Source organism: Shimia biformata (genome assembly GCF_016888515.1).
GTDB lineage: Bacteria > Pseudomonadota > Alphaproteobacteria > Rhodobacterales > Rhodobacteraceae > Shimia_A > Shimia_A biformata.
The window spans coordinates 330,898-348,262 of the sequence record NZ_JAFEJK010000001.1; the positions used below are offsets into that span (position 1 = coordinate 330,898).

Below are 17,365 nucleotides of genomic sequence, written 5' to 3' on the forward strand. Positions count from 1 at the left end.
TCGCGATCAGGCTAGATCACAGGACAAGATGACCCGAGACATGAGCAGACCCGAACACGCCCCCAAGGACCACCCCGCCACACCACGCGGCAAGACCGGCGTCCTGATTGCCAACCTCGGGACACCCGACGACTATAGCTATTGGCCGATGCGCCGTTATCTGAACGAGTTTCTGTCGGACAAGCGGGTGATCGACTATCCCAAGTGGAAATGGCAGCCAATCCTGCAGGCGATCATCCTGACCAAAAGGCCGTTTTCCTCTGGGGCGGCCTACAAATCGATCTGGAACGAGGACAAGGGCGAAAGTCCGCTGATGACCATTACCAAGGATCAGACCGCCGCCATCGCCGCGACGATGAAGGATCGGTTCGGCGATCAGGTCATGGTCGATTTCTGCATGCGCTACGGCAACCCCTCGACCCGCTCCAAGGTCCGCGAGATGGTGGCTGCGGGCTGTGAACGTATCCTGTTCTTCCCGCTTTACCCGCAATATGCCGGCGCAACGACGGCCACCGCGAATGACGAGTTTTTCCGCGCCCTGATGGACGAGAAATGGCAGCCCGCCGTGCGCACTGTCCCGGCCTATTTCGAGCATCCCGGCTATATCGACGCTTTGGCGAAATCGGTCGAAACCGCTTATGGCGCGATGAATCAGAAACCCGAGCTTCTGGTGGTTTCCTACCACGGGATGCCGATCCGCTACCTGATGGAAGGCGACCCCTATCACTGCCAATGTCAGAAATCGACGCGGCTGTTGAAAGAACGGCTGGGTTGGGAGGATACCCAGTTGATCACCACCTTCCAGAGCCAGTTCGGACCCGAGGAATGGCTGCAGCCCTACACGGTCGAAGAAGTTGCGCGGCTGGCGCGCGAAGATGGCAGGAAGAACATCGCCGTGATCGCCCCAGCCTTTTCCGCCGATTGCATCGAGACGCTTGAAGAGATTAACGAAGAGATCAAAGAAAGCTTTGAGGAGGCCGGGGGCGAGACATTTACCTATATCCCCTGCCTCAACGACGCACCCGACCATATCGCGGCCTTGTCCGATATCATCTCGGACAATCTCAGGGGTTGGCTGGACTGATCTGTGCGCTCTCGGCGCGGTTCACGCTTTGAGTTGGTGCAGAGTTGATAGCCAAAAGAAAAAAGGCGGGGCCAAAACCCCGCCTTTTTAATATTCAATTGATACTGCGACTTAGTCGGCAGCAGCAACAGCAGCAGCAACAACGGCCAGCAGCAGCAGGGGAACCCAGATGCCTTGTGCCGACGAACCTGCTTGTTCTTCAACAACGATCGGCTCAACAATCGGGTCAGCCATCGAACCTGCGGTCGCGGTCGATGCGGCTGCGGCCAGGGCTGCTGCGAGAACGAGTTTCTTCATAATTAACCTCCAGTTTTAGCTCATCGTCGCAAAATTGAGGACGACGACAAGCTCCCAAGACTTACCTCGTAATTTGTCTCTAAACAACAAATTAGGGGTTTTGCAAACTGATCTTAACGGCAATTTCAATGACTCAGGCCACTTGTCGTCAAATTAGCAACACTTGAGTCCCAACCTTCGCCAGCTCGAAAAGCTGTGAAATATGCTCATTGTAAAGGCCGATACAGCCATTCGACGACCGCCGCCCGATCTTGCGTGTGTCATGCGTGCCATGAATACGGTAGTAAGTCCAGCTCAGATACAACGCATGCGTGCCCAGCGGGTTATCCGGTCCGGGTGGCACATAGTCCGGCCACTCGGGATTGCGCTTGCGCATCGCCGGTGTCGGACGCCAATCCGGGCCTTCGACCTTGCGAACGACACTGGTGCGCCCTTTTCGGGTCATGTCGTCGGTCAGTGGAACGCTGGTCGGGAACAACTTGTAGACGCTTTGGTCATCCGACCAGTAATGCAAGGCCCGGCTCGAAATGTCGACAAGGATGGCCCCATTGCGGGTATTGCTGAAATAGGGACGCCAATCCAGCGTGCGGAAACTTGAGATATTGCGCTTGACCACTTCCGAGACATCGCGCTCGACCTCGACTGTTTCATCGCCATCCACGGAAGTCTGTGCCAACGCTGGCGCAGCCAACAACGCAGCACTCCCGGTCAAGAATGCCCGGCGCCCCACTTTGCTGGACTTGAAATCAGCCATGAACCCCTCCACGAAACTCAAATAGACCACGCGATCATATTGCGGGATTGCCGCAGTCGCAAATCAAACACCGGGCCCGGCCTGCTCTGGTTCCATTGTGGGTTTCCTTTGCAACGCACAACAGGCTAGAGAAGGCGTCAACACGAAAACGGAATACGTCCCATGACCCGATTGATTGCCCTTGTCCTGTTGTCTGCCCTGACCCTTGCCGGTTGCGACGCCGGCGTCGGCACATCTCAATACAAGGTCTCGGCAGGAGGGACGTCCAAGGTCCAGTACCGCACGCTTGATTCGGTAAACGCGCTGCGCAGCGCCGCAGGGGTGCAACCGGTGCAGCTGAATGCGCAGTTGAACGCCGCAGCCGCGACTCATGCCCGCGACATGTCCGTTCAGAACCGGCCCTGGCATTTCGGTTCGGACGGCTCGTCCCCGATCGAACGCGTGGCGCGTACAGGTTACGCGGGCCGGTTAGTCGGTGAAACCATCTCGGAAACCTATGAGACCGAGCTTGAAACCCTCGGCGCGTGGATGGAACAGGATGACACCCGCGCGGTGATCCTGGACAAGGATGCCCGCGACATGGGATTTGCCTGGTTCCAGGAAAGCAACGGCAAGATCTGGTGGACGCTGGTCATGGGCACAAGCGAACAGGCGCCGATGATCCCGAACTGATCCGGCCGGACGTCAGGAAACCCCTGGCTCAGGGATAGATCATCACCGGCGTACCGGTCTTGACCATCGCATAGATGTCCTCGATCTCAGAATCCGATACGGCAACACAGCCCGCGGTCCAATCCTTGGTGCCCCGAATATACCGGTTCGGCCCACCGTGGATGAAGATATCACCACCCGGAGATTTGCCGATGGCCGATGCCCGCGCGCGGTCGGTCTCATTAGGATAGGAAATTCCAAGACTCAGGTGGAACTCGCTGTTCGGGTTGCGGCGATCGATGAGATAGGCCCCTTCCGGCGTGCGCCCGTCACCCTCGTGTTGCTTGTGGCCGCTGGGCTGGAACCCCAACCCGATATCGTATTTCTTCAGCACCTTGTCGTGGTGCATCAGATACATGCTGCGGTTTTCCTTGTAGACCAGAACACGCGTGACCTCTGGGCCGTTATAGGTCTTGAACTTGGATGAACACCCGCCCAGTCCGACCACAAGAATGGACGCCATCACCACTGCTACCCAGCGCATTTTCAATCTGCCCCTACTGCTCGTTGCCTTGTTTTATATGGCTATGTTTTACACCAAACCGACCGTCTTCGGTAGGCCGCAATTGCAATACTGTCGACAAAGGCGCCAATCAGCGGCTGAAGCGGGCAGCGATCTCGATATGGCTTGACCATCGGAACTGATCGACAACCTGCACCCACTCAAGGCGATACCCCGACTCCAAAAGGGTTTTTGCATCCCGGGCAAAGGTGACCGGATTGCAGGAAACAAAGGCAATCACCGGCACCTTGGATGCGCCAAGCTCTGCCACTTGCGCTTCGGCGCCTGCACGGGGCGGGTCGATCACCGCGAAATCGTATTTCAGATCCTCGGCCATGACAGGGTTACGGAACAGATCACGCGCCTCGGTCGTGACCTTCTTCAGACCCTGTGCGCGCCGCCAGCCCGAATCCAGTGCGGCCACCATCGCGGCCTCGCCCTCAACAGCGTGCATCTCGGCGCTTTCTGCCAACGGTAGGGTGAAGGTGCCACAACCTGCAAACAGGTCGATCCCGCGCCTGGCCGTTCCAACCACATCCTGCACAGCCGTCAGCAGCACCGCCTCGCCCTCGGGCGTCGCCTGAAGAAAGGCGCCCGGCGGCGGCACGACCCGCGCCGCGCCAAAAGCCTGAGTCGGCGGATGGCGCATTGCCACCACTTCGCCGTTCCACGACAGCCGCGCCAGTCCGTGCTGCTCACAGGCTTGCGCCAGCGTCGCCAACAGCGGCCCGTCTGTCGGCTTGCCGCCAACGACCGACAGGTCCAAACCCGCCAACGAAACGGTCGCCGTGACCGACATCTCCCCCTTGCGGCTGCCGCCCAGCACCGCCAGCGCCTTGGCAACTTCCAGCGCGGGCTTGAGACCCGGATCGATCAGCTGGCAATCGGGGATCTCGACAATCACGTCCGAGGCACGCCCGTGAAACCCCGCCAGCGCACCCTTCTTTGTGCGCCGAACCGAGAATGTCGCCCGCCGTCGAGTTGCGATACCCGAGGTGATCGTCGCGCGCACATCGGCCGCGATCCCCTGTGCCGCCAATGCCTGCACCACCACGTCGCGCTTCCAACCTGCAAGGAAGTCGTCCGAGCCATGCATCAACTGGCACCCGCCGCAGGATTTGAAATGGCGGCAAGGCGGGCGCACCCGCGCATCCGAGGGCGTCACGATTCGCACTTCCGTCAATCGGGTGCCATCAAGCGTCCCGGTCACCACCTCACCCGGCAGCGTCATCGGCGCAAATACCGGCCCGGCGGCAATGCCGTCGCCCTGATGTCCCAATCGTTCGATCACGTATTCTGTCATGCCCCTCCCCTAGCGCGACCTCACACACAAGGAAAGCCCGGCTCTATTCGGCCGCATCCTCGGTTTGCAGAAACCCGCCCGACTGTCGCGCCCAGAAGCTGGCATATAGCCCGTTCTTGCCCAAAAGGTCGTCATGACTGCCCTGCTCGACGATATGCCCGTCATCCAGCACAAGGATGCGGTCCATCCGCGCAATGGTCGACAGACGGTGGGCAATGGCGATGACGGTCTTTCCTTCCATCATGCCATAAAGCGTTTCCTGAATCGCCGCCTCGACCTCGGAATCAAGTGCGCTTGTCGCCTCGTCCAAAATCAGGATCGGCGCGTCTTTCAGCATCACCCGCGCCAGCGCGATGCGCTGGCGTTGGCCGCCCGACAGCTTGACCCCGCGCTCACCCACCTGCGCGTCATAGCCCGTTCGCCCCTCGGGGTCTTGTAGATCAAGGATGAAATCATGCGCCTCGGCCCTTTTCGCCGCCGCTATCATCTGCGCCTCACTCGCGTCGGGCCTGCCATACAGGATATTGTCACGGACCGAGCGATGCAGCAGCGATGAATCCTGCTGCACCATACCGATCACGTCCCGCAGGCTGTCTTGCGTCACGCCCGTAATGTCCTGCCCGTCAATCAGGATCCGTCCAGCTTCGGCGTCATAGAAGCGCAAAAGCAGCTTGACCAAGGTCGATTTCCCGGCACCCGAGCGACCGATCAGCCCGACCTTCTCACCCGGCGCGATGGTCAGCGACACCTTGTCCAGCCCCCCGGCCCCGCGCCCGTAATGATGCGACAGGTCACGCAATTCGATCCGACCCTCAGCCATCTGCAATGGTTTCGCATCCGGTGCGTCGACAAGGTCGATTGGCTGGGCAATCGTCTCCATCCCTTCGGCCACGACGCCCAGTTGTCGGAAAAACGTGGTCAGTGCCCACATGATCCAGCCCGTCATCGCGTTCAAGCGCAGGGTCAGCGCGGCGGCGGCGGCCACCACGCCTACGGTGGCATCGCCGCCCATCCAAAGCCAGATCGCCCAGCCAACCACGGCCACCACAAGAAAGCCGTTCAACGTGACCAGCGCGACATCCATGATCGTGTAGATCCGCATCTCGGCGCGGAACGTCTCGCGGCTGTGTTCGATGGCATCCTTGGCATAATCCAGCTCTCGTCTGTTATGCGCGAACAGCTTCACGGAATGGATATTGGTATAGGCATCCACCACCCGCCCGGTCACTGCCGAGCGCGCATCCGACGCTTTTTGCGACGCAGGGCCGACCCGTTTCGTGGTCCAGACCACCAGCACCGCGTATAGCGCCAGCCAGATCAGCATCGGGATCACCAGCCGTGGATCGCTGTCGGACAACAACACGATTGCTGCCGCGAAATAGGCAATCGAGAAGGTGATCGCGTCAAAGACCTGAAAAATCGCCTCACCCGCCGCTGGGGGCGTCTGCATGATACGGTTGGCAATCCGCCCGGCAAAATCGTTTTCGAACCAGCCAACCGACTGTCGCAACACGTGCTTATGCGCCCGCCAGCGGATCAGTGTTCCGAAGTTCGGCAGGATCGTGTTGTTCAGCAGCAGTACGTCAAACGCCTGGATCGCCGGACGGATCAACAGCATGAAACCCACGACGCCAATCAGTTCCCACTTGTAGGTCTGCCAGACCTGCGCCGGATCGCCGGAAAGCAGGTCCACCAGCCGGCCCATGTAGTAAATGAGCCAGATCTCGATCACCGCGACCACGACGGACATGATCGCCGCGACCACAAACACCTTGCGGAACGGGACCATGTAACGGGCCAGGAAAGGCCACAGTTTTTGCGGCGGGGCGTCTTCTTCGACGTAATCGACATAGGGATCAACGAGGTTTTCGAAATACTTGAACATCAGGGGGTGCCTTCAGGTAACAGGACATGCAAATGGGATCGGCCGCGCCGCTCAAACTGGCGCGCTGGTTTATCGGTTCAGGTGAACCAAATCCCGCGATACATGCTGCACCCTCCTTGTCAGGTAACGGTGACATTGGCGCGAAGGTCGTCGGTTGTCAAATCTGCAGGTCAGATGACCAGCGAAACTGCAAATGCCGCCAGCACCGCCGCCATGACGCGGGCAAAGATGCGCCATACCTGCGGGTGAGCCAACAAGTATCGCAGCCCAGCCCCGGTGCCGGACCAGAACAGGCAGACAAACAGGTTGAAGCCGGAAAACGCCAGACCCATTCGCAGCGCTTCGGCTGCAACAGGAAGGCCCGACGGATACGCGGATGACGCCGCCAACGCGACCGCCCAGATTTTCGGGTTCACCCATTGGAACAACACCGCCTGAAAAAAGGTGAAAGGCCGCGCCTTGGTGTCGGTGCTGGGCGGGGCCGTAACCCACAGTTTCCAGGCCATCCAAAGCATCCAGACCGCCGCGGCAATCCTCAGCCCTGCTTCAAGAACCGGCATCGCCAGAAGCAATGCACCAATGCCCAGCGCGGTCAGCGCGGCGATGATCCCTACCCCCAGCACGACGCCAAACAAATGCGGCAACGTCGCGCGAAAACCAAAACGCGCGCCAGACGTGGTCAGCAAAATGACATTTGGACCCGGGGAGAACAGGCCAAGAAAGACGAACCCGAAAAGCGGGTCTAATCCGGCCCAAAACGTTGTCATTTCAAGGCCAGAAGCGTGTGTTTGTCCAAGGTGAACCCCGAAGCGATCCAGAGGTTTTCCAGCTTGGTCAGCGCCGCGCCCAGCGCGGGACCCTGAACATCCGGCATCAGGTCGGTGGCAGAGATGGGGAACCGCGCCGCCGCGCCCTTGGTAAGATCGGCCTGCATCATGTCAGGCAAGGTCATCTCCAGCACCGCCGACCGCAACAACAACACATCGCATCCAGTGTCCTTGCCGAAACGATAGCCCAGTTCCGCCGCGCCAGCGGGTGTTCCGATCTGCTCTCTGAGCAGGGTCAGTCGTTTGCCGTCCTGTCTCGACAACCTCAGACGTTTCGGCAGGTCATCCCCGCCTAGCGCCGCCAATCGCCGCAGCGCATCCGGCGCGACGCCAACCTGCCCCTCAAGGTGAACAAGAGGGGCCAGCGCGCGGTCATCTGCGCCGGGCAAAAGCCGCGCAAGCGCCCCGGTCGCTCGCATCGCGCCCACGGCTGGCGCGGGATCGGGTGCGGCCAGCAGTTTCAACGTCTCGGCCCCGACACGTTCACGCGAAAGTGTCTCTAACCCGTCCAGATTCGCGGCAATTGCCGCCAGTGCATCTGCATCCATTCCAGCCTTTTCATCGCCGTACCAGGCGTGAAACCGGAAGAAACGCAGCGCCCGCAAATAGTCCTCTTGCAGGCGTTCTGTCGCGTCGTCGATGAAGCGCACCCGCCGCGCGTCAAGGTCGGCCAGCCCACCCAATGGATCGAGAACGGTGCCGTCCGAACACGCGTAAAGCGCGTTCATGGTAAAGTCGCGGCGATGGGCGTCATCCTCAACCCGTGGCGAAAACGCTACCACCGCACGGCGCCCGTCGGTTTCCACGTCCTTTCTGAAGGTCGTGATCTCGTGCGGGACGTGATCCGACACCACCGTAACGGTGCCATGGTCGATACCCGTTGGGATCGCATGCAATCCCGCCTTCTCCGCCAGCGCGACCACCTGATCGGGATGCGCGTCAGTGGCGATGTCGATGTCGTTGACCTCGGTGCCCAACAGGGCGTTGCGCACACAGCCACCGACAAACAGCGCCTGATACCCGGCGCCTTCCAGCATGACACACACGGCCTGCGTCGCAGGTCGGGTGATCCAGTCGCCGGTTATTTTTGTCATCGCGGCAGCCTTTCAGCCAGTCCGCGCAAGATGCGCGCCGTCGCACCCCAGATGTAATAGGGGCCAAACGGCACCGTGAAATAATGCCGTCGCTGCCCCATCCACCGCCGAGACTGAATCGAGAACCGCGCCGGGTTTGTTACATGAGACAGCGGCACGTGGAACACTTCCTCGACTTCACCGGGCTCGGGAACGATGTCGAATGCCTGCCTGACCCTGCCCAAAACAGGTGTCACGGTAAAACTGGTCACGGTTTCATGGGTTGGCAACGTGCCCAGAACGTCGACATTGCCGGTCGGCAGGCCAATTTCCTCACGCGCCTCACGAAGGGCGGCGGCGATGACATCGGCATCCCCGTCATCCTGCTTGCCGCCGGGAAAGGCGATCTGACCCGGATGGTGTTTGAGATGCGAGGCCCGCTTGGTCAGAATGACATGCGGCACATCATCGACGATCTGGATCGGCACCAACACCCCGGCCGGTCGCAATTTCCGGCCCTCGGGCAGTTTCACATCCGGGTTCAGGTCAAAATCCGACGACGCCCCGCCATCCCGCTGCAATGCCGCGATGAGGGGCACCAGCGGATCAGTCACGCGCCTCTCCTTCGGCTTCCCCATCAGCATCAAACCCCAGCGTCTTGGGGTCCAATGCATAATGTGCGCCGCAGAACTGACAATCGGCTGTGACGATGCCATCATCAGTGGTCATCGTCTCGATATCCCTGGCCGAATAGATCGACAGGCTTTCGCGCACGCGATCTTCGGAACAGGTGCAGCCGAAGCGGACCGGCTGAGTGTCATAGACGCGCGGGGTTTCCTCGTGGAACAGGCGCAACAACAGGGTTGCCGGGTCCACCGAAGGGCCGATCATCTCTAGATCCTCAACCGAATCCAGCAGGATGTTTGCGCGGTTCCAGTTTTCGCCGTCGTCGCCATCCAGAAGGTCGCTGGCCACCAACAACCCATCCTCGCCGCTGCCGCCTTCACCCTTGGCAAAAGGTGACGCCTTGGGCATGTGCTGCAGCATCACTCCACCGGCGCGCCAGTGTTCGCCGACACCGGGTTCGATTGACTTGCCGAAACGCAGTTCGAACCGGGTCGGCAACTGTTCGGACTGGGCGAAATAGGCCTCGGCGCAGGCTTTCAACGACCCGCCCGCAATCGGGGTGATCCCCTGATAGGGCTGCATATCCGTGCCCTGGTCGATCATGATCGCGAAATACCCTTCGCCCACCTGCTCAAACGGCGGCGCGTCGGTCAGGCGGTCGCGGTCGAAACTGGCATAGGCGCGGATGCGGGCGGGCTCACCCTCTTCGGTCGGGCCGTAATAGTCGGTTGCGATCATGCGCACGGCGCCCTTCGACTGCACCTGCAGCGACAGCTTCCAGCGCAGCTTGACCGTCTGACCGATCAAAGCGGTCAAAAGCGCCATCTCGGCGATCAGCGCCTCGACCTGCGGGGGATAGTCGTGCTGCTTCAGGATGCCGCTCAGCACGGAATCCAGCCGCGCAACGCGACCGCGCACATCAGAAGCATCCAGTTGGAACGGCAATACCGTGTCGTCCCAGGCGATTTTGGTACCAATACTCATCGGGTTTCCTTCGGGGTCTTCCCTTGCCTTATCGCGACTATATAAGGGCGACAAGACGAACAGGAAGGGACCGACCCCATGATCCCCAGATTTGGCGCCCCCCCAACAGCCGGTATCAACTACCGTCCGCGCCCCGGCGCCTATGCTGTTCTTCTGCGGGGTCGGGACATGCTGGTCACCTTCCAGGACGAACCGGACTACGAGTTTCAGCTGCCAGGCGGCGGTATCGACCCCGGCGAATCACCCCAGCGCGCACTGCACCGCGAGGTTTACGAGGAAACCGGCTGGACCATTTCGACCCCAGTACGGCTGGGCGCGTTCCGTCGGTTTGCCTATATGCCGGAATATGACCTTTGGGCCGAAAAACTATGCACGATCTACCTGGCGCGCCCGGTCACACGGCTGGGTCCGCCGACCGAACCGGGGCATACTGCCTTCTGGATGGACGCCGAGGACGCAATCCCACTTCTGGCCAATACCGGCGATCAGCATTTTGCGCGGCTGGCTCTGGGCTAATGGTCAAACGCCAGGACCATTCCCGAAACATCGTCGGGAAACGCGTCCGTGCCCGTATAGGCCGAAAGCCGTGCCAATAGCGTTTTGGCCAAGGACCCCAACGGGTCCCGCCCGATCTGAGAAATCATGTCCGCCAGCCCGTCCTCTCCCAGCATACCACCTGCCGCGCCAGGACATTCGGTGATCCCGTCCGACAAAAGGAACAAGCGATCGCCGGGCGCCAGGGTCATTTGGAACAGCGGATAGTCCGCCCCCTCGATCAGACCCACGGGCAGACCCCCTGGGCCTGTCTGTTCGACCCCGCCATCCGCCCGCAGGACCACGGGGTGCGGATGGCCCGCCTGACTCATCGTCACTGCGCCGGTTTCGAAATCCACCTCGGCCAGCAGCATCGTGAAATAATGTTCGGTCGCCATATCCTCAAGCGCGATACGGTTCAGGCGCGCAATCACCTCATTCGGCGGCAGATGCAGGTAGTATCCGTCGGCCGTATGCTGCATCGCCACGTTCTGTTCCGGTGAAGTTGCTGACAGGTATCCCGCCAACCGCGCCGTCATCAGCGCCGAGCTGATACCATGACCCGAAACATCAATCGAAAACAGCCCAAGGCGACGGTCGTCAATTCTGTACTGACCCACAAGGTCGCCCCCGACATGCCCCGAGGATTTCAGGAAAGACGCTACAGTCGACCCGCGAAACCGCACCACGCGGCGGGGTAGAAGCGACATCTGAAGCTTCTGCGCTTCGAGCAAATCCTTGTCGAGCCTGTCGTGGATCACCTGCAACTCGCTCAGCGTATCGGCGATCACCCTGTTCTTCTCGAACAATTCCGCCTGCATCGCCAGAATGCGCTCTCCGGCCTGAATGCGCGCCCGCAATTCATGCCCGTTCACGGGCTTGGTCAGAAAGTCATCCGCGCCGCTTTCAAGGCCTTGGGCAACCTCGTCCTTGTCACTTTTCGACGTCAGAAGAATGAAATAGCTATAGCGGTCCGAAGGCAGTTGCCGGAAGGCGCGACAAAACTCCAGCCCATCCATACCGGGCATCATCCAGTCGGACAAAATGATGTCGGGCCGGTCTATCTTGCAGAGCTGCAGTGCTTCCAGTCCCGTCTCGGCCTCGGACACGATGAAGCCGGACCTCTCAAGCCCAGCGCGCAATAGGCGGCGCTGAAGGCGACTGTCATCCACCACCAGAACAGTGCGCGTCGGCGCCCGTCTTTCTGCGACGCCCTGCGCCGGTTCAGTATCAATAGCTGGAACGGAACGCATCCCGCTACCCCCACGTTACCTGAGTTGCCCATCACCCGATCAAAACACCTGACGGCATTTTCCTAACAATCGCTGAACCCGAAAACTCTAATGATTAAACATGTTCCCTTTGCGATTTCGAAACCCTGGTCCGCTTCACTGCCAACAAAGGAGAACGGCATGATCGATTGGTCTCGCGTAAACGATTTGAAGGATGAAATTGGCGAAGACGACTTCGCTGAAGTTGCCGAGATTTTTCTTGAGGAGGTGGACGACGCCATCGCCCGCCTGCCGCGATCAACTGATCTTGCTGCCGACCTGCACTTCCTGAAAGGCAGCGCACTGAACCTTGGATTTTGCGACCTCGGGACTCTGTGCCAACTGGGGGAAAGCGCGGCCGCTGGTGGTGCCAAGGTTGACATTGCCGCCATCACATCGGCCTATTCCCTGTCCAGACAAGCATTTGTTGACAGACTTGGCTGACGGAACCACCTGCGCCACCTTGCTCCTTTGCCAAAAACCCGGTATCGCGCGGTCTCGACAAAGACGATTGCAAGGACCTCAGACATGTCGGCACCAAAGAAAGTTGTTTTGGCCTATTCCGGTGGCCTCGACACCTCGATCATCCTGAAATGGCTGCAAACCGAATATGGCTGCGAGGTCGTGACCTTCACCGCCGATCTCGGCCAGGGGGAAGAGCTTGAGCCGGCGCGCAAAAAGGCCGAGCTTCTGGGGATCAAACCCGAAAACATCTATATCGAAGACATCCGCGAAGAATTCGTGCGCGATTTCGTCTTCCCGATGTTCCGCGCCAATGCCCAATACGAAGGGCTCTACCTTCTTGGCACCTCGATCGCGCGGCCGCTGATCTCGAAACGCCTTATCGAAATTGCTGCCGAAACAGGTGCCGATGCGGTTGCACATGGCGCCACTGGCAAGGGCAATGACCAGGTCCGTTTCGAACTGGCAGCCTATGCGCTGAACCCGGATATCAAGGTCATTGCGCCTTGGCGTGAATGGGACCTGACCAGCCGGACCAAGCTGATCGACTTCGCCGAACAGAACCAGATCCCGATTGCCAAGGACAAACGCGGCGAGGCACCGTTCTCGGTCGATGCCAACCTTCTGCACACTTCGTCCGAAGGCAAGGTTCTGGAAGACCCGGCAGTTCAGGCGCCCGACTACGTCTATCAACGCACCGTCCACCCCGAGGACGCACCAAACGAAGCCGAATACATCGAGATTGGTTTCGAAAAAGGCGACCCAATCAGCATCAACGGCGAAACCATGTCGCCGGCAACGATCCTGACCGCGCTCAACGAGTATGGCCGCAAGCATGGCATCGGCCGCCTTGACCTGGTCGAGGGCCGCTTCGTCGGTATGAAATCGCGGGGGATTTATGAAACCCCGGGCGGCACCATCTTGCTCGAGGCGCATCGCGGCATCGAATCGATCACCATGGACCGCGGTGCGATGCACCTGAAGGACCAGCTGATGCCGCAATATGCCGAGCTGATCTATAACGGTTTCTGGTATTCGCCCGAGCGTGAAATGTTGCAGGCCGCAATCGACAAAAGCCAGGAGCATGTCACCGGCACCGTGCGTGTGCGGCTCTACAAAGGCCTGGCGTCGACTGTCGGTCGCTGGTCCGATCACTCGCTTTATTCCGAGGCCCACGTCACCTTTGAGGAAGACGCCGGCGCCTATGATCAGAAAGACGCCGCCGGCTTCATCCAGCTTCAGGCCCTGCGCCTGAAACTGATCGCAGCCCGCAACAAACGCGTCGCAAAGTAACGCCGCGCCTCTAGCGACGTCAGCCTTGCCGAATGAACCGTGCCTGCCCTACTCAAGGGCAGGCGTTTTCATATCAGGCAGGTTCCATGTCCCTTTCCGATCTTGCGGCAAATATCCAGTCCGGTCTTACCGGAAAAACCTTCAACGGAAGTCTCAAGTTCGATTGCGGCGATGACGGCGTCATCGTCCTCGCGGACCAGACTGCCACGACAGAAAACCGTGACACCGATTGCACCATCCGCATCAGCCAGGACAACCTGGTCAAACTGCTGACGGGCAAACTGAACCCGATGACTGGCGTGATGATGGGCAAGCTCAAGGTTTCGGGCGACATGGGTGTTGCCATGAACCTTGGCAAACTCCTGGGCTGACTTTCCTCTTGCGGCAAATACCTCGGGGGTGAAGCCTGGAAACGCATGTTTCCGGGCGAGGGGGCAGCGCCCCCTACCCGCCCGCAAAAGGTGCCGCACTGCCCCAAAGCTGTTTCACCCGCGCATCGCGGCCACAGGACTTGCGATAGAACTTGTAGGCCGAGGCCTGTGACTTCGGTCCAGCCCGCGTGATCACCAGTTTCTTCCCCTTGTAGTAATCCTGGTGGTAATCCTCGGCCTTGTAGAACCGCTGCGTCGACAGGATCGGGGTCACGATCTTGCGCCCCAATGTGGCCTGGGCTTCGGCTTTGGCTGCCTCGGCCAGCGTCTTTTCCGCTTTGTCAGAGACGAATATCGCGGTGCGGTAGCTTTCGCCACGATCACAGAATTGGCCTCCTGCATCCGTGGGATCGACTGACCGGAAGAACATGGACAACAGTTCCTCGCGGCTGACGCGGGACGGGTTGAACGTGATCTTCACCGCTTCGTAATGGCCAGTGCCGCCGCGCGACACCTCTTTGTAGGTCGGATTTTTCGTCTTGCCGCCGGTATAGCCCGACACCGCGCCGATCACGCCCGGCACTTTTTCAAAATCCGCTTCGACACACCAGAAACACCCCCCTGCAACGATCAGGGTCTCGGTCCCCGCGGCATGGGCCTTGTGCTGCGCAATGGTGCCGAGAAACAGGACAATCGCCAGCAAAACGACACGGATTGAATTGCGGATGGGCATGGGTCACCTCCTGAAACTGCCTCAGCTTTGCGCCGCACGCGCGACCCGCTCAATCCCCTGAAAGGAAAAGTCACGCGCTGGTGAGATGAATTTACCCCTTGGACAGCACCAGCCGCCCGGCTAGCGTCGCGCCAAGAAGGAAGGCATCCAATGAACGACCACGTCAGTACCCACACGTCCGAGGACGACATCCGAAACGAACAGATCCAGATTTATGTAAACGGCGCGCTCAAACCCAAATCCGAAGCCACTGTCAGTGTTTATGACAGCGGCTTCATGCTGGGCGACGGCGTGTGGGAGGGGCTGCGGCTTTATGACGGCCACTGGGCGTTCCTTGATGACCACATGGACCGGCTGTTTGAAGCCGCGAAAGCCATCGACCTTGAGATCGGGCTTGATCGTCAGGGCGTGATCGACGCGCTGGAGGCCACCCGCGCCGCCAATGACATGACAACCGATGCCCATGCCCGGCTGATGGTCACGCGCGGCCCTAAAACCCGGCCGTTTCAGCATCCGTCCCTGTCGCAGCAGGGGCCGACCATGGTTATCATCATGGAACATTCAAAACCCAAGATCCCGCGCCCGATCCATCTGGCCACCGTGCCGCACATCCGGGGCCTGCCGATGACCCAAGACCCCAAGCTGAACAGTCATTCCAAGCTGAACTGCATCCTGGCCTGCATCGCGGCGGAAAAGGCGGGCGCGGACGAGGCCCTGATGCTGGACATCCACGGCTTCGTGAACACCACCAACGCCTGCAACTTCTTCATCGTCCGCAAGGGTGAGGTTTGGACTTCAACCGGGGACTACTGCATGAACGGCATCACCCGGCAAAAAGTCATCGACGTCTGCCGGGCCGATGGGATCCCGGTGTTCGAGCGCAACTATTCGCTTGTTGACACCTATGGCGCCGACGAGGCGTTCCTGACCGGCACTTTCGGCGCCCAGACCCCGGTGGGCGCGATCGACGGACGCCAGATTGGTAGCGGAGAGATGGGACCGGTGACCAAGCGCATCCGCTCACTCTATAAGGACCTCGTCGCGCGGGACGCGCAAAAATGAAGATAGCCATGTGGAGCGGTCCACGAAACTTGTCGACCGCAATGATGTATGCCTTTGGCAACCGGGGCGACTGCGCCGTGGTAGATGAACCGTTTTATGCCGCTTACCTGTCTATGACCGGCATCGTCCATCCCATGCAGGACGACATCCTGGCCGCGCAACCCACCGATCCGGCACAGGTCGTAGCGTCATTGATAGGCTCTAATCCCGCACAAAAGCGGCACTTCTATCAGAAACACATGACCCAACACATGATCGACGGTGTGCCGCGCGACTGGATGCGCGGGGTCAGAAACGTGTTCCTGATCCGCCACCCCGCCCGGGTGATCGCATCCTATGCCGCAAAACGAGAAAACCCGACGCTGGACGATATCGGTTTCCGCCAGCAGGCCGAGTTGTTCGATCTGGTCGAATGCTGGGGTGGTGATCCTGTTGTGATCGACAGTTTCGACATCCGCATGAATCCGCGATTGATGCTTGGGAAACTCTGTCTCGCCCTTGGAATCGACTTCACCGAAAGCATGCTGAACTGGCCAAAAGGCGGGCACTCGGATGACGGTGTCTGGGCTCCGCATTGGTATGGCGCCGTTTGGGAGTCGACCGGGTTTGCCGGGCCGGAAGGTGACTTGCCGACCGTGCCTGACCCTTTGCGAACTGTGCTTGAGGCTGCACTGCCTCATTACGAACGGCTGAAGGCGCGGAAATTGGTCTAGATCTCGGCGCTCTGCACCTCTTTCAGGTCAGGAATCACGTCTGCGGTTCCCAGCCGCGTGACCATGATCGCGGCGGCTTTGGTCGCCAACCGCAACGCTTGTTCCATCGGCATGCCACGATCCAGCGCAGCCAGAGTATAGCCGGTGAACGTGTCACCGGCGCCGGTGGAATCCACCACTTCGACCGGCAAGGCGGGAATCTCAACCGGATCCGCGCCCGCGGCAAGCCAGCGGCAGCCCTGCGCGCCAAGGGTAATGACCACATTCGCCACGCCCAGCGCATTGGGAGATTTTCCGGTGGCCTCTTGCAACTGACGTGCCTCGACCGCGTTCAGGATAAGGAAATCAAGGAACGGCAGAACCGCCATCACCGCGTCCGCATCAAATGGCGCGGCGGCATAGGCGACCCGCAGCCCCTGTTCCCGTGCGGTGCGGGCGGTAAACCCTTGCAGGTTGGTTTCGTTCTGCAAAACCAGCGTATCCCCCGGCGCGGCCTCGGCCAGAGCAAGGCAGACGGCAGCCTCGGAAATTGCATGATTTGCGCCGGGATAGAGAATGATCGAATTCTCGCCCGCATCATCCACAGCGATGATCGCATGGCCGGTTGCATCACCAACTGCCGTGATATGCCGGGTGTCGACGCCGTATTCGGTCAGACGTTGAACCGCCCAGCGCCCGTCCTCTCCGACAGCACCAATATGCGCGACCCGTGCCGCAGCCCGCGCCGCAGCAACAGACATGTTGGCGCCCTTGCCACCCAGACCCCGCGTCAGCTCCGTGGCGGCCAAAGTCTCACCCGGACCGGGCAAATGCGGCAGGCGATACACGATGTCAGCGTTGATGGACCCAAGATTGAAAATGGTCATGGCAGGCTTCTTG

20 protein-coding genes are annotated in these 17,365 nt (G+C 60.0%); 8 read left to right on the plus strand and 12 right to left on the minus strand.

Annotated features, from left to right (window positions below; all coding sequences use genetic code 11):
- Nucleotides 1-40 precede the first annotated feature (40 nt).
- The gene (hemH, locus tag JQ863_RS01480; protein ID WP_239113189.1) at nt 41-1,084 is read left to right on the plus strand and encodes a ferrochelatase; all 1,044 of its coding nucleotides are present in this window, start codon (nt 41-43) and stop codon (nt 1,082-1,084) included.
- Nucleotides 1,085-1,195: 111 nt separating this feature from the next.
- Here hemH and JQ863_RS01485 read toward each other — a convergent pair whose 3' ends face one another.
- Together JQ863_RS01485 and JQ863_RS01490 are read right to left on the minus strand one after the other, a co-directional pair.
- Nucleotides 1,196-1,381: a hypothetical protein gene (locus JQ863_RS01485; protein WP_204112563.1), complete on the minus strand. Its 186-nt coding sequence runs from the start codon at nt 1,379-1,381 to the stop codon at nt 1,196-1,198.
- Between the two features lie 148 nt (nt 1,382-1,529).
- Nucleotides 1,530-2,135: a L,D-transpeptidase gene (locus tag JQ863_RS01490; protein WP_204112564.1), complete on the minus strand. Its 606-nt coding sequence runs from the start codon at nt 2,133-2,135 to the stop codon at nt 1,530-1,532.
- Between the two features lie 162 nt (nt 2,136-2,297).
- Here JQ863_RS01490 and dalA point away from each other — a divergent pair, with 162 nt between their 5' ends.
- Nucleotides 2,298-2,807, plus strand: coding sequence for a divisome-associated lipoprotein DalA (gene dalA / locus JQ863_RS01495; protein WP_204112565.1), 510 nt, complete (start codon nt 2,298-2,300; stop codon nt 2,805-2,807).
- 28 nt (nt 2,808-2,835) lie between these two features.
- Here the strand turns inward: dalA and JQ863_RS01500 are convergent, their stop codons facing one another.
- The 7 genes from JQ863_RS01500 to hslO all read right to left on the minus strand — a co-directional run bounded on the left by JQ863_RS01500 (nt 2,836) and on the right by hslO (nt 10,047).
- Entirely contained in the window at nt 2,836-3,309 is a 474-nt protein-coding gene (locus JQ863_RS01500) for a L,D-transpeptidase family protein (protein ID WP_239113190.1), read from the minus strand.
- A gap of 130 nt (nt 3,310-3,439) precedes the next feature.
- Nucleotides 3,440-4,651: a class I SAM-dependent RNA methyltransferase gene (locus JQ863_RS01505; protein ID WP_204112567.1), complete on the minus strand. Its 1,212-nt coding sequence runs from the start codon at nt 4,649-4,651 to the stop codon at nt 3,440-3,442.
- Between the two features lie 43 nt (nt 4,652-4,694).
- On the minus strand, nt 4,695-6,536 hold the full coding sequence (locus JQ863_RS01510) for an ABC transporter ATP-binding protein (RefSeq protein WP_204112568.1): 1,842 nt from the start codon (nt 6,534-6,536) through the stop codon (nt 4,695-4,697).
- Nucleotides 6,537-6,706: 170 nt separating this feature from the next.
- Nucleotides 6,707-7,303, minus strand: a complete 597-nt coding sequence (locus tag JQ863_RS01515) for a LysE family translocator (protein ID WP_204112569.1) — start codon at nt 7,301-7,303, stop codon at nt 6,707-6,709.
- Nucleotides 7,300-8,457, minus strand: a complete 1,158-nt coding sequence (locus tag JQ863_RS01520) for a CCA tRNA nucleotidyltransferase (RefSeq protein ID WP_204112570.1) — start codon at nt 8,455-8,457, stop codon at nt 7,300-7,302. Before JQ863_RS01520 ends, JQ863_RS01515 begins: the two co-directional genes overlap by 4 nt.
- Entirely contained in the window at nt 8,454-9,050 is a 597-nt protein-coding gene (locus JQ863_RS01525) for a CoA pyrophosphatase (protein WP_338055464.1), read from the minus strand. The genes JQ863_RS01520 and JQ863_RS01525 overlap by 4 nt, the downstream gene beginning before the upstream one ends.
- Nucleotides 9,043-10,047, minus strand: a complete 1,005-nt coding sequence (gene hslO / locus JQ863_RS01530) for an Hsp33 family molecular chaperone HslO (RefSeq protein WP_204112572.1) — start codon at nt 10,045-10,047, stop codon at nt 9,043-9,045. The genes JQ863_RS01525 and hslO overlap by 8 nt, the downstream gene beginning before the upstream one ends.
- 78 nt (nt 10,048-10,125) lie before the next feature.
- Here hslO and JQ863_RS01535 point away from each other — a divergent pair, with 78 nt between their 5' ends.
- Nucleotides 10,126-10,563: an NUDIX hydrolase gene (locus JQ863_RS01535; protein WP_204112573.1), complete on the plus strand. Its 438-nt coding sequence runs from the start codon at nt 10,126-10,128 to the stop codon at nt 10,561-10,563.
- Here the strand turns inward: JQ863_RS01535 and JQ863_RS01540 are convergent.
- Complete coding sequence (locus JQ863_RS01540) at nt 10,560-11,834, minus strand: PP2C family protein-serine/threonine phosphatase (protein ID WP_204112574.1); 1,275 nt, start codon at nt 11,832-11,834, stop codon at nt 10,560-10,562. The two genes, JQ863_RS01535 and JQ863_RS01540, sit on opposite strands and share 4 nt — an antisense overlap.
- A 90-nt stretch (nt 11,835-11,924) precedes the next feature.
- Here JQ863_RS01540 and JQ863_RS01545 point away from each other — a divergent pair, with 90 nt between their 5' ends.
- From JQ863_RS01545 to JQ863_RS01555, 3 genes are all read left to right on the plus strand, one after another.
- Entirely contained in the window at nt 11,925-12,296 is a 372-nt protein-coding gene (locus JQ863_RS01545) for an Hpt domain-containing protein (RefSeq protein ID WP_338055465.1), read from the plus strand.
- 84 nt (nt 12,297-12,380) lie between these two features.
- Nucleotides 12,381-13,607 (plus strand): argininosuccinate synthase, encoded by a 1,227-nt coding sequence (locus JQ863_RS01550; protein ID WP_204112575.1) that lies wholly within the window; start codon nt 12,381-12,383, stop codon nt 13,605-13,607.
- Between the two features lie 86 nt (nt 13,608-13,693).
- Nucleotides 13,694-13,978: an SCP2 sterol-binding domain-containing protein gene (locus JQ863_RS01555; protein WP_204112576.1), complete on the plus strand. Its 285-nt coding sequence runs from the start codon at nt 13,694-13,696 to the stop codon at nt 13,976-13,978.
- A gap of 73 nt (nt 13,979-14,051) precedes the next feature.
- On the opposite strand, the gene msrA is transcribed toward JQ863_RS01555, so the two are convergent.
- Entirely contained in the window at nt 14,052-14,711 is a 660-nt protein-coding gene (gene msrA / locus JQ863_RS01560) for a peptide-methionine (S)-S-oxide reductase MsrA (RefSeq protein WP_204112577.1), read from the minus strand.
- Nucleotides 14,712-14,861: 150 nt separating this feature from the next.
- Here msrA and JQ863_RS01565 point away from each other — a divergent pair, with 150 nt between their 5' ends.
- Together JQ863_RS01565 and JQ863_RS01570 are read left to right on the plus strand one after the other, a co-directional pair.
- Complete coding sequence (locus tag JQ863_RS01565) at nt 14,862-15,773, plus strand: D-amino acid aminotransferase (RefSeq protein WP_204112578.1); 912 nt, start codon at nt 14,862-14,864, stop codon at nt 15,771-15,773.
- Nucleotides 15,770-16,486, plus strand: coding sequence for a sulfotransferase-like domain-containing protein (locus tag JQ863_RS01570; protein WP_204112579.1), 717 nt, complete (start codon nt 15,770-15,772; stop codon nt 16,484-16,486). The genes JQ863_RS01565 and JQ863_RS01570 overlap by 4 nt, the downstream gene beginning before the upstream one ends.
- Here JQ863_RS01570 and JQ863_RS01575 read toward each other — a convergent pair.
- The gene (locus tag JQ863_RS01575) at nt 16,483-17,352 is read right to left on the minus strand and encodes a ribokinase (protein WP_204112580.1); all 870 of its coding nucleotides are present in this window, start codon (nt 17,350-17,352) and stop codon (nt 16,483-16,485) included. The two genes, JQ863_RS01570 and JQ863_RS01575, sit on opposite strands and share 4 nt — an antisense overlap.
- Nucleotides 17,353-17,365 lie beyond the last annotated feature (13 nt).

Bases quoted from the DNA above. Each gene is read 5' to 3' on its own strand.
- JQ863_RS01485 (WP_204112563.1), bottom strand. From the start codon at position 1,381: ATGAAGAAACTCGTTCTCGCAGCAGCCCTGGCCGCAGCCGCATCGACC.
- JQ863_RS01505 (WP_204112567.1), bottom strand. From the start codon at position 4,651: ATGACAGAATACGTGATCGAACGATTGGGACATCAGGGCGACGGCATT.
- JQ863_RS01510 (WP_204112568.1), bottom strand. From the start codon at position 6,536: ATGTTCAAGTATTTCGAAAACCTCGTTGATCCCTATGTCGATTACGTC.
- msrA (WP_204112577.1), bottom strand. From the start codon at position 14,711: ATGCCCATCCGCAATTCAATCCGTGTCGTTTTGCTGGCGATTGTCCTG.
- JQ863_RS01500 (WP_239113190.1), bottom strand. From the start codon at position 3,309: ATGGCGTCCATTCTTGTGGTCGGACTGGGCGGGTGTTCATCCAAGTTC.
- JQ863_RS01515 (WP_204112569.1), bottom strand. From the start codon at position 7,303: ATGACAACGTTTTGGGCCGGATTAGACCCGCTTTTCGGGTTCGTCTTT.
- JQ863_RS01555 (WP_204112576.1), top strand. From the start codon at position 13,694: ATGTCCCTTTCCGATCTTGCGGCAAATATCCAGTCCGGTCTTACCGGA.
- JQ863_RS01545 (WP_338055465.1), top strand. From the start codon at position 11,925: ATGATTAAACATGTTCCCTTTGCGATTTCGAAACCCTGGTCCGCTTCA.
- hslO (WP_204112572.1), bottom strand. From the start codon at position 10,047: ATGAGTATTGGTACCAAAATCGCCTGGGACGACACGGTATTGCCGTTC.
- JQ863_RS01565 (WP_204112578.1), top strand. From the start codon at position 14,862: ATGAACGACCACGTCAGTACCCACACGTCCGAGGACGACATCCGAAAC.
- hemH (WP_239113189.1), top strand. From the start codon at position 41: ATGAGCAGACCCGAACACGCCCCCAAGGACCACCCCGCCACACCACGC.
- dalA (WP_204112565.1), top strand. From the start codon at position 2,298: ATGACCCGATTGATTGCCCTTGTCCTGTTGTCTGCCCTGACCCTTGCC.
- JQ863_RS01490 (WP_204112564.1), bottom strand. From the start codon at position 2,135: ATGGCTGATTTCAAGTCCAGCAAAGTGGGGCGCCGGGCATTCTTGACC.
- JQ863_RS01520 (WP_204112570.1), bottom strand. From the start codon at position 8,457: ATGACAAAAATAACCGGCGACTGGATCACCCGACCTGCGACGCAGGCC.
- JQ863_RS01570 (WP_204112579.1), top strand. From the start codon at position 15,770: ATGAAGATAGCCATGTGGAGCGGTCCACGAAACTTGTCGACCGCAATG.
- JQ863_RS01540 (WP_204112574.1), bottom strand. From the start codon at position 11,834: ATGCGTTCCGTTCCAGCTATTGATACTGAACCGGCGCAGGGCGTCGCA.
- JQ863_RS01535 (WP_204112573.1), top strand. From the start codon at position 10,126: ATGATCCCCAGATTTGGCGCCCCCCCAACAGCCGGTATCAACTACCGT.
- JQ863_RS01550 (WP_204112575.1), top strand. From the start codon at position 12,381: ATGTCGGCACCAAAGAAAGTTGTTTTGGCCTATTCCGGTGGCCTCGAC.
- JQ863_RS01575 (WP_204112580.1), bottom strand. From the start codon at position 17,352: ATGACCATTTTCAATCTTGGGTCCATCAACGCTGACATCGTGTATCGC.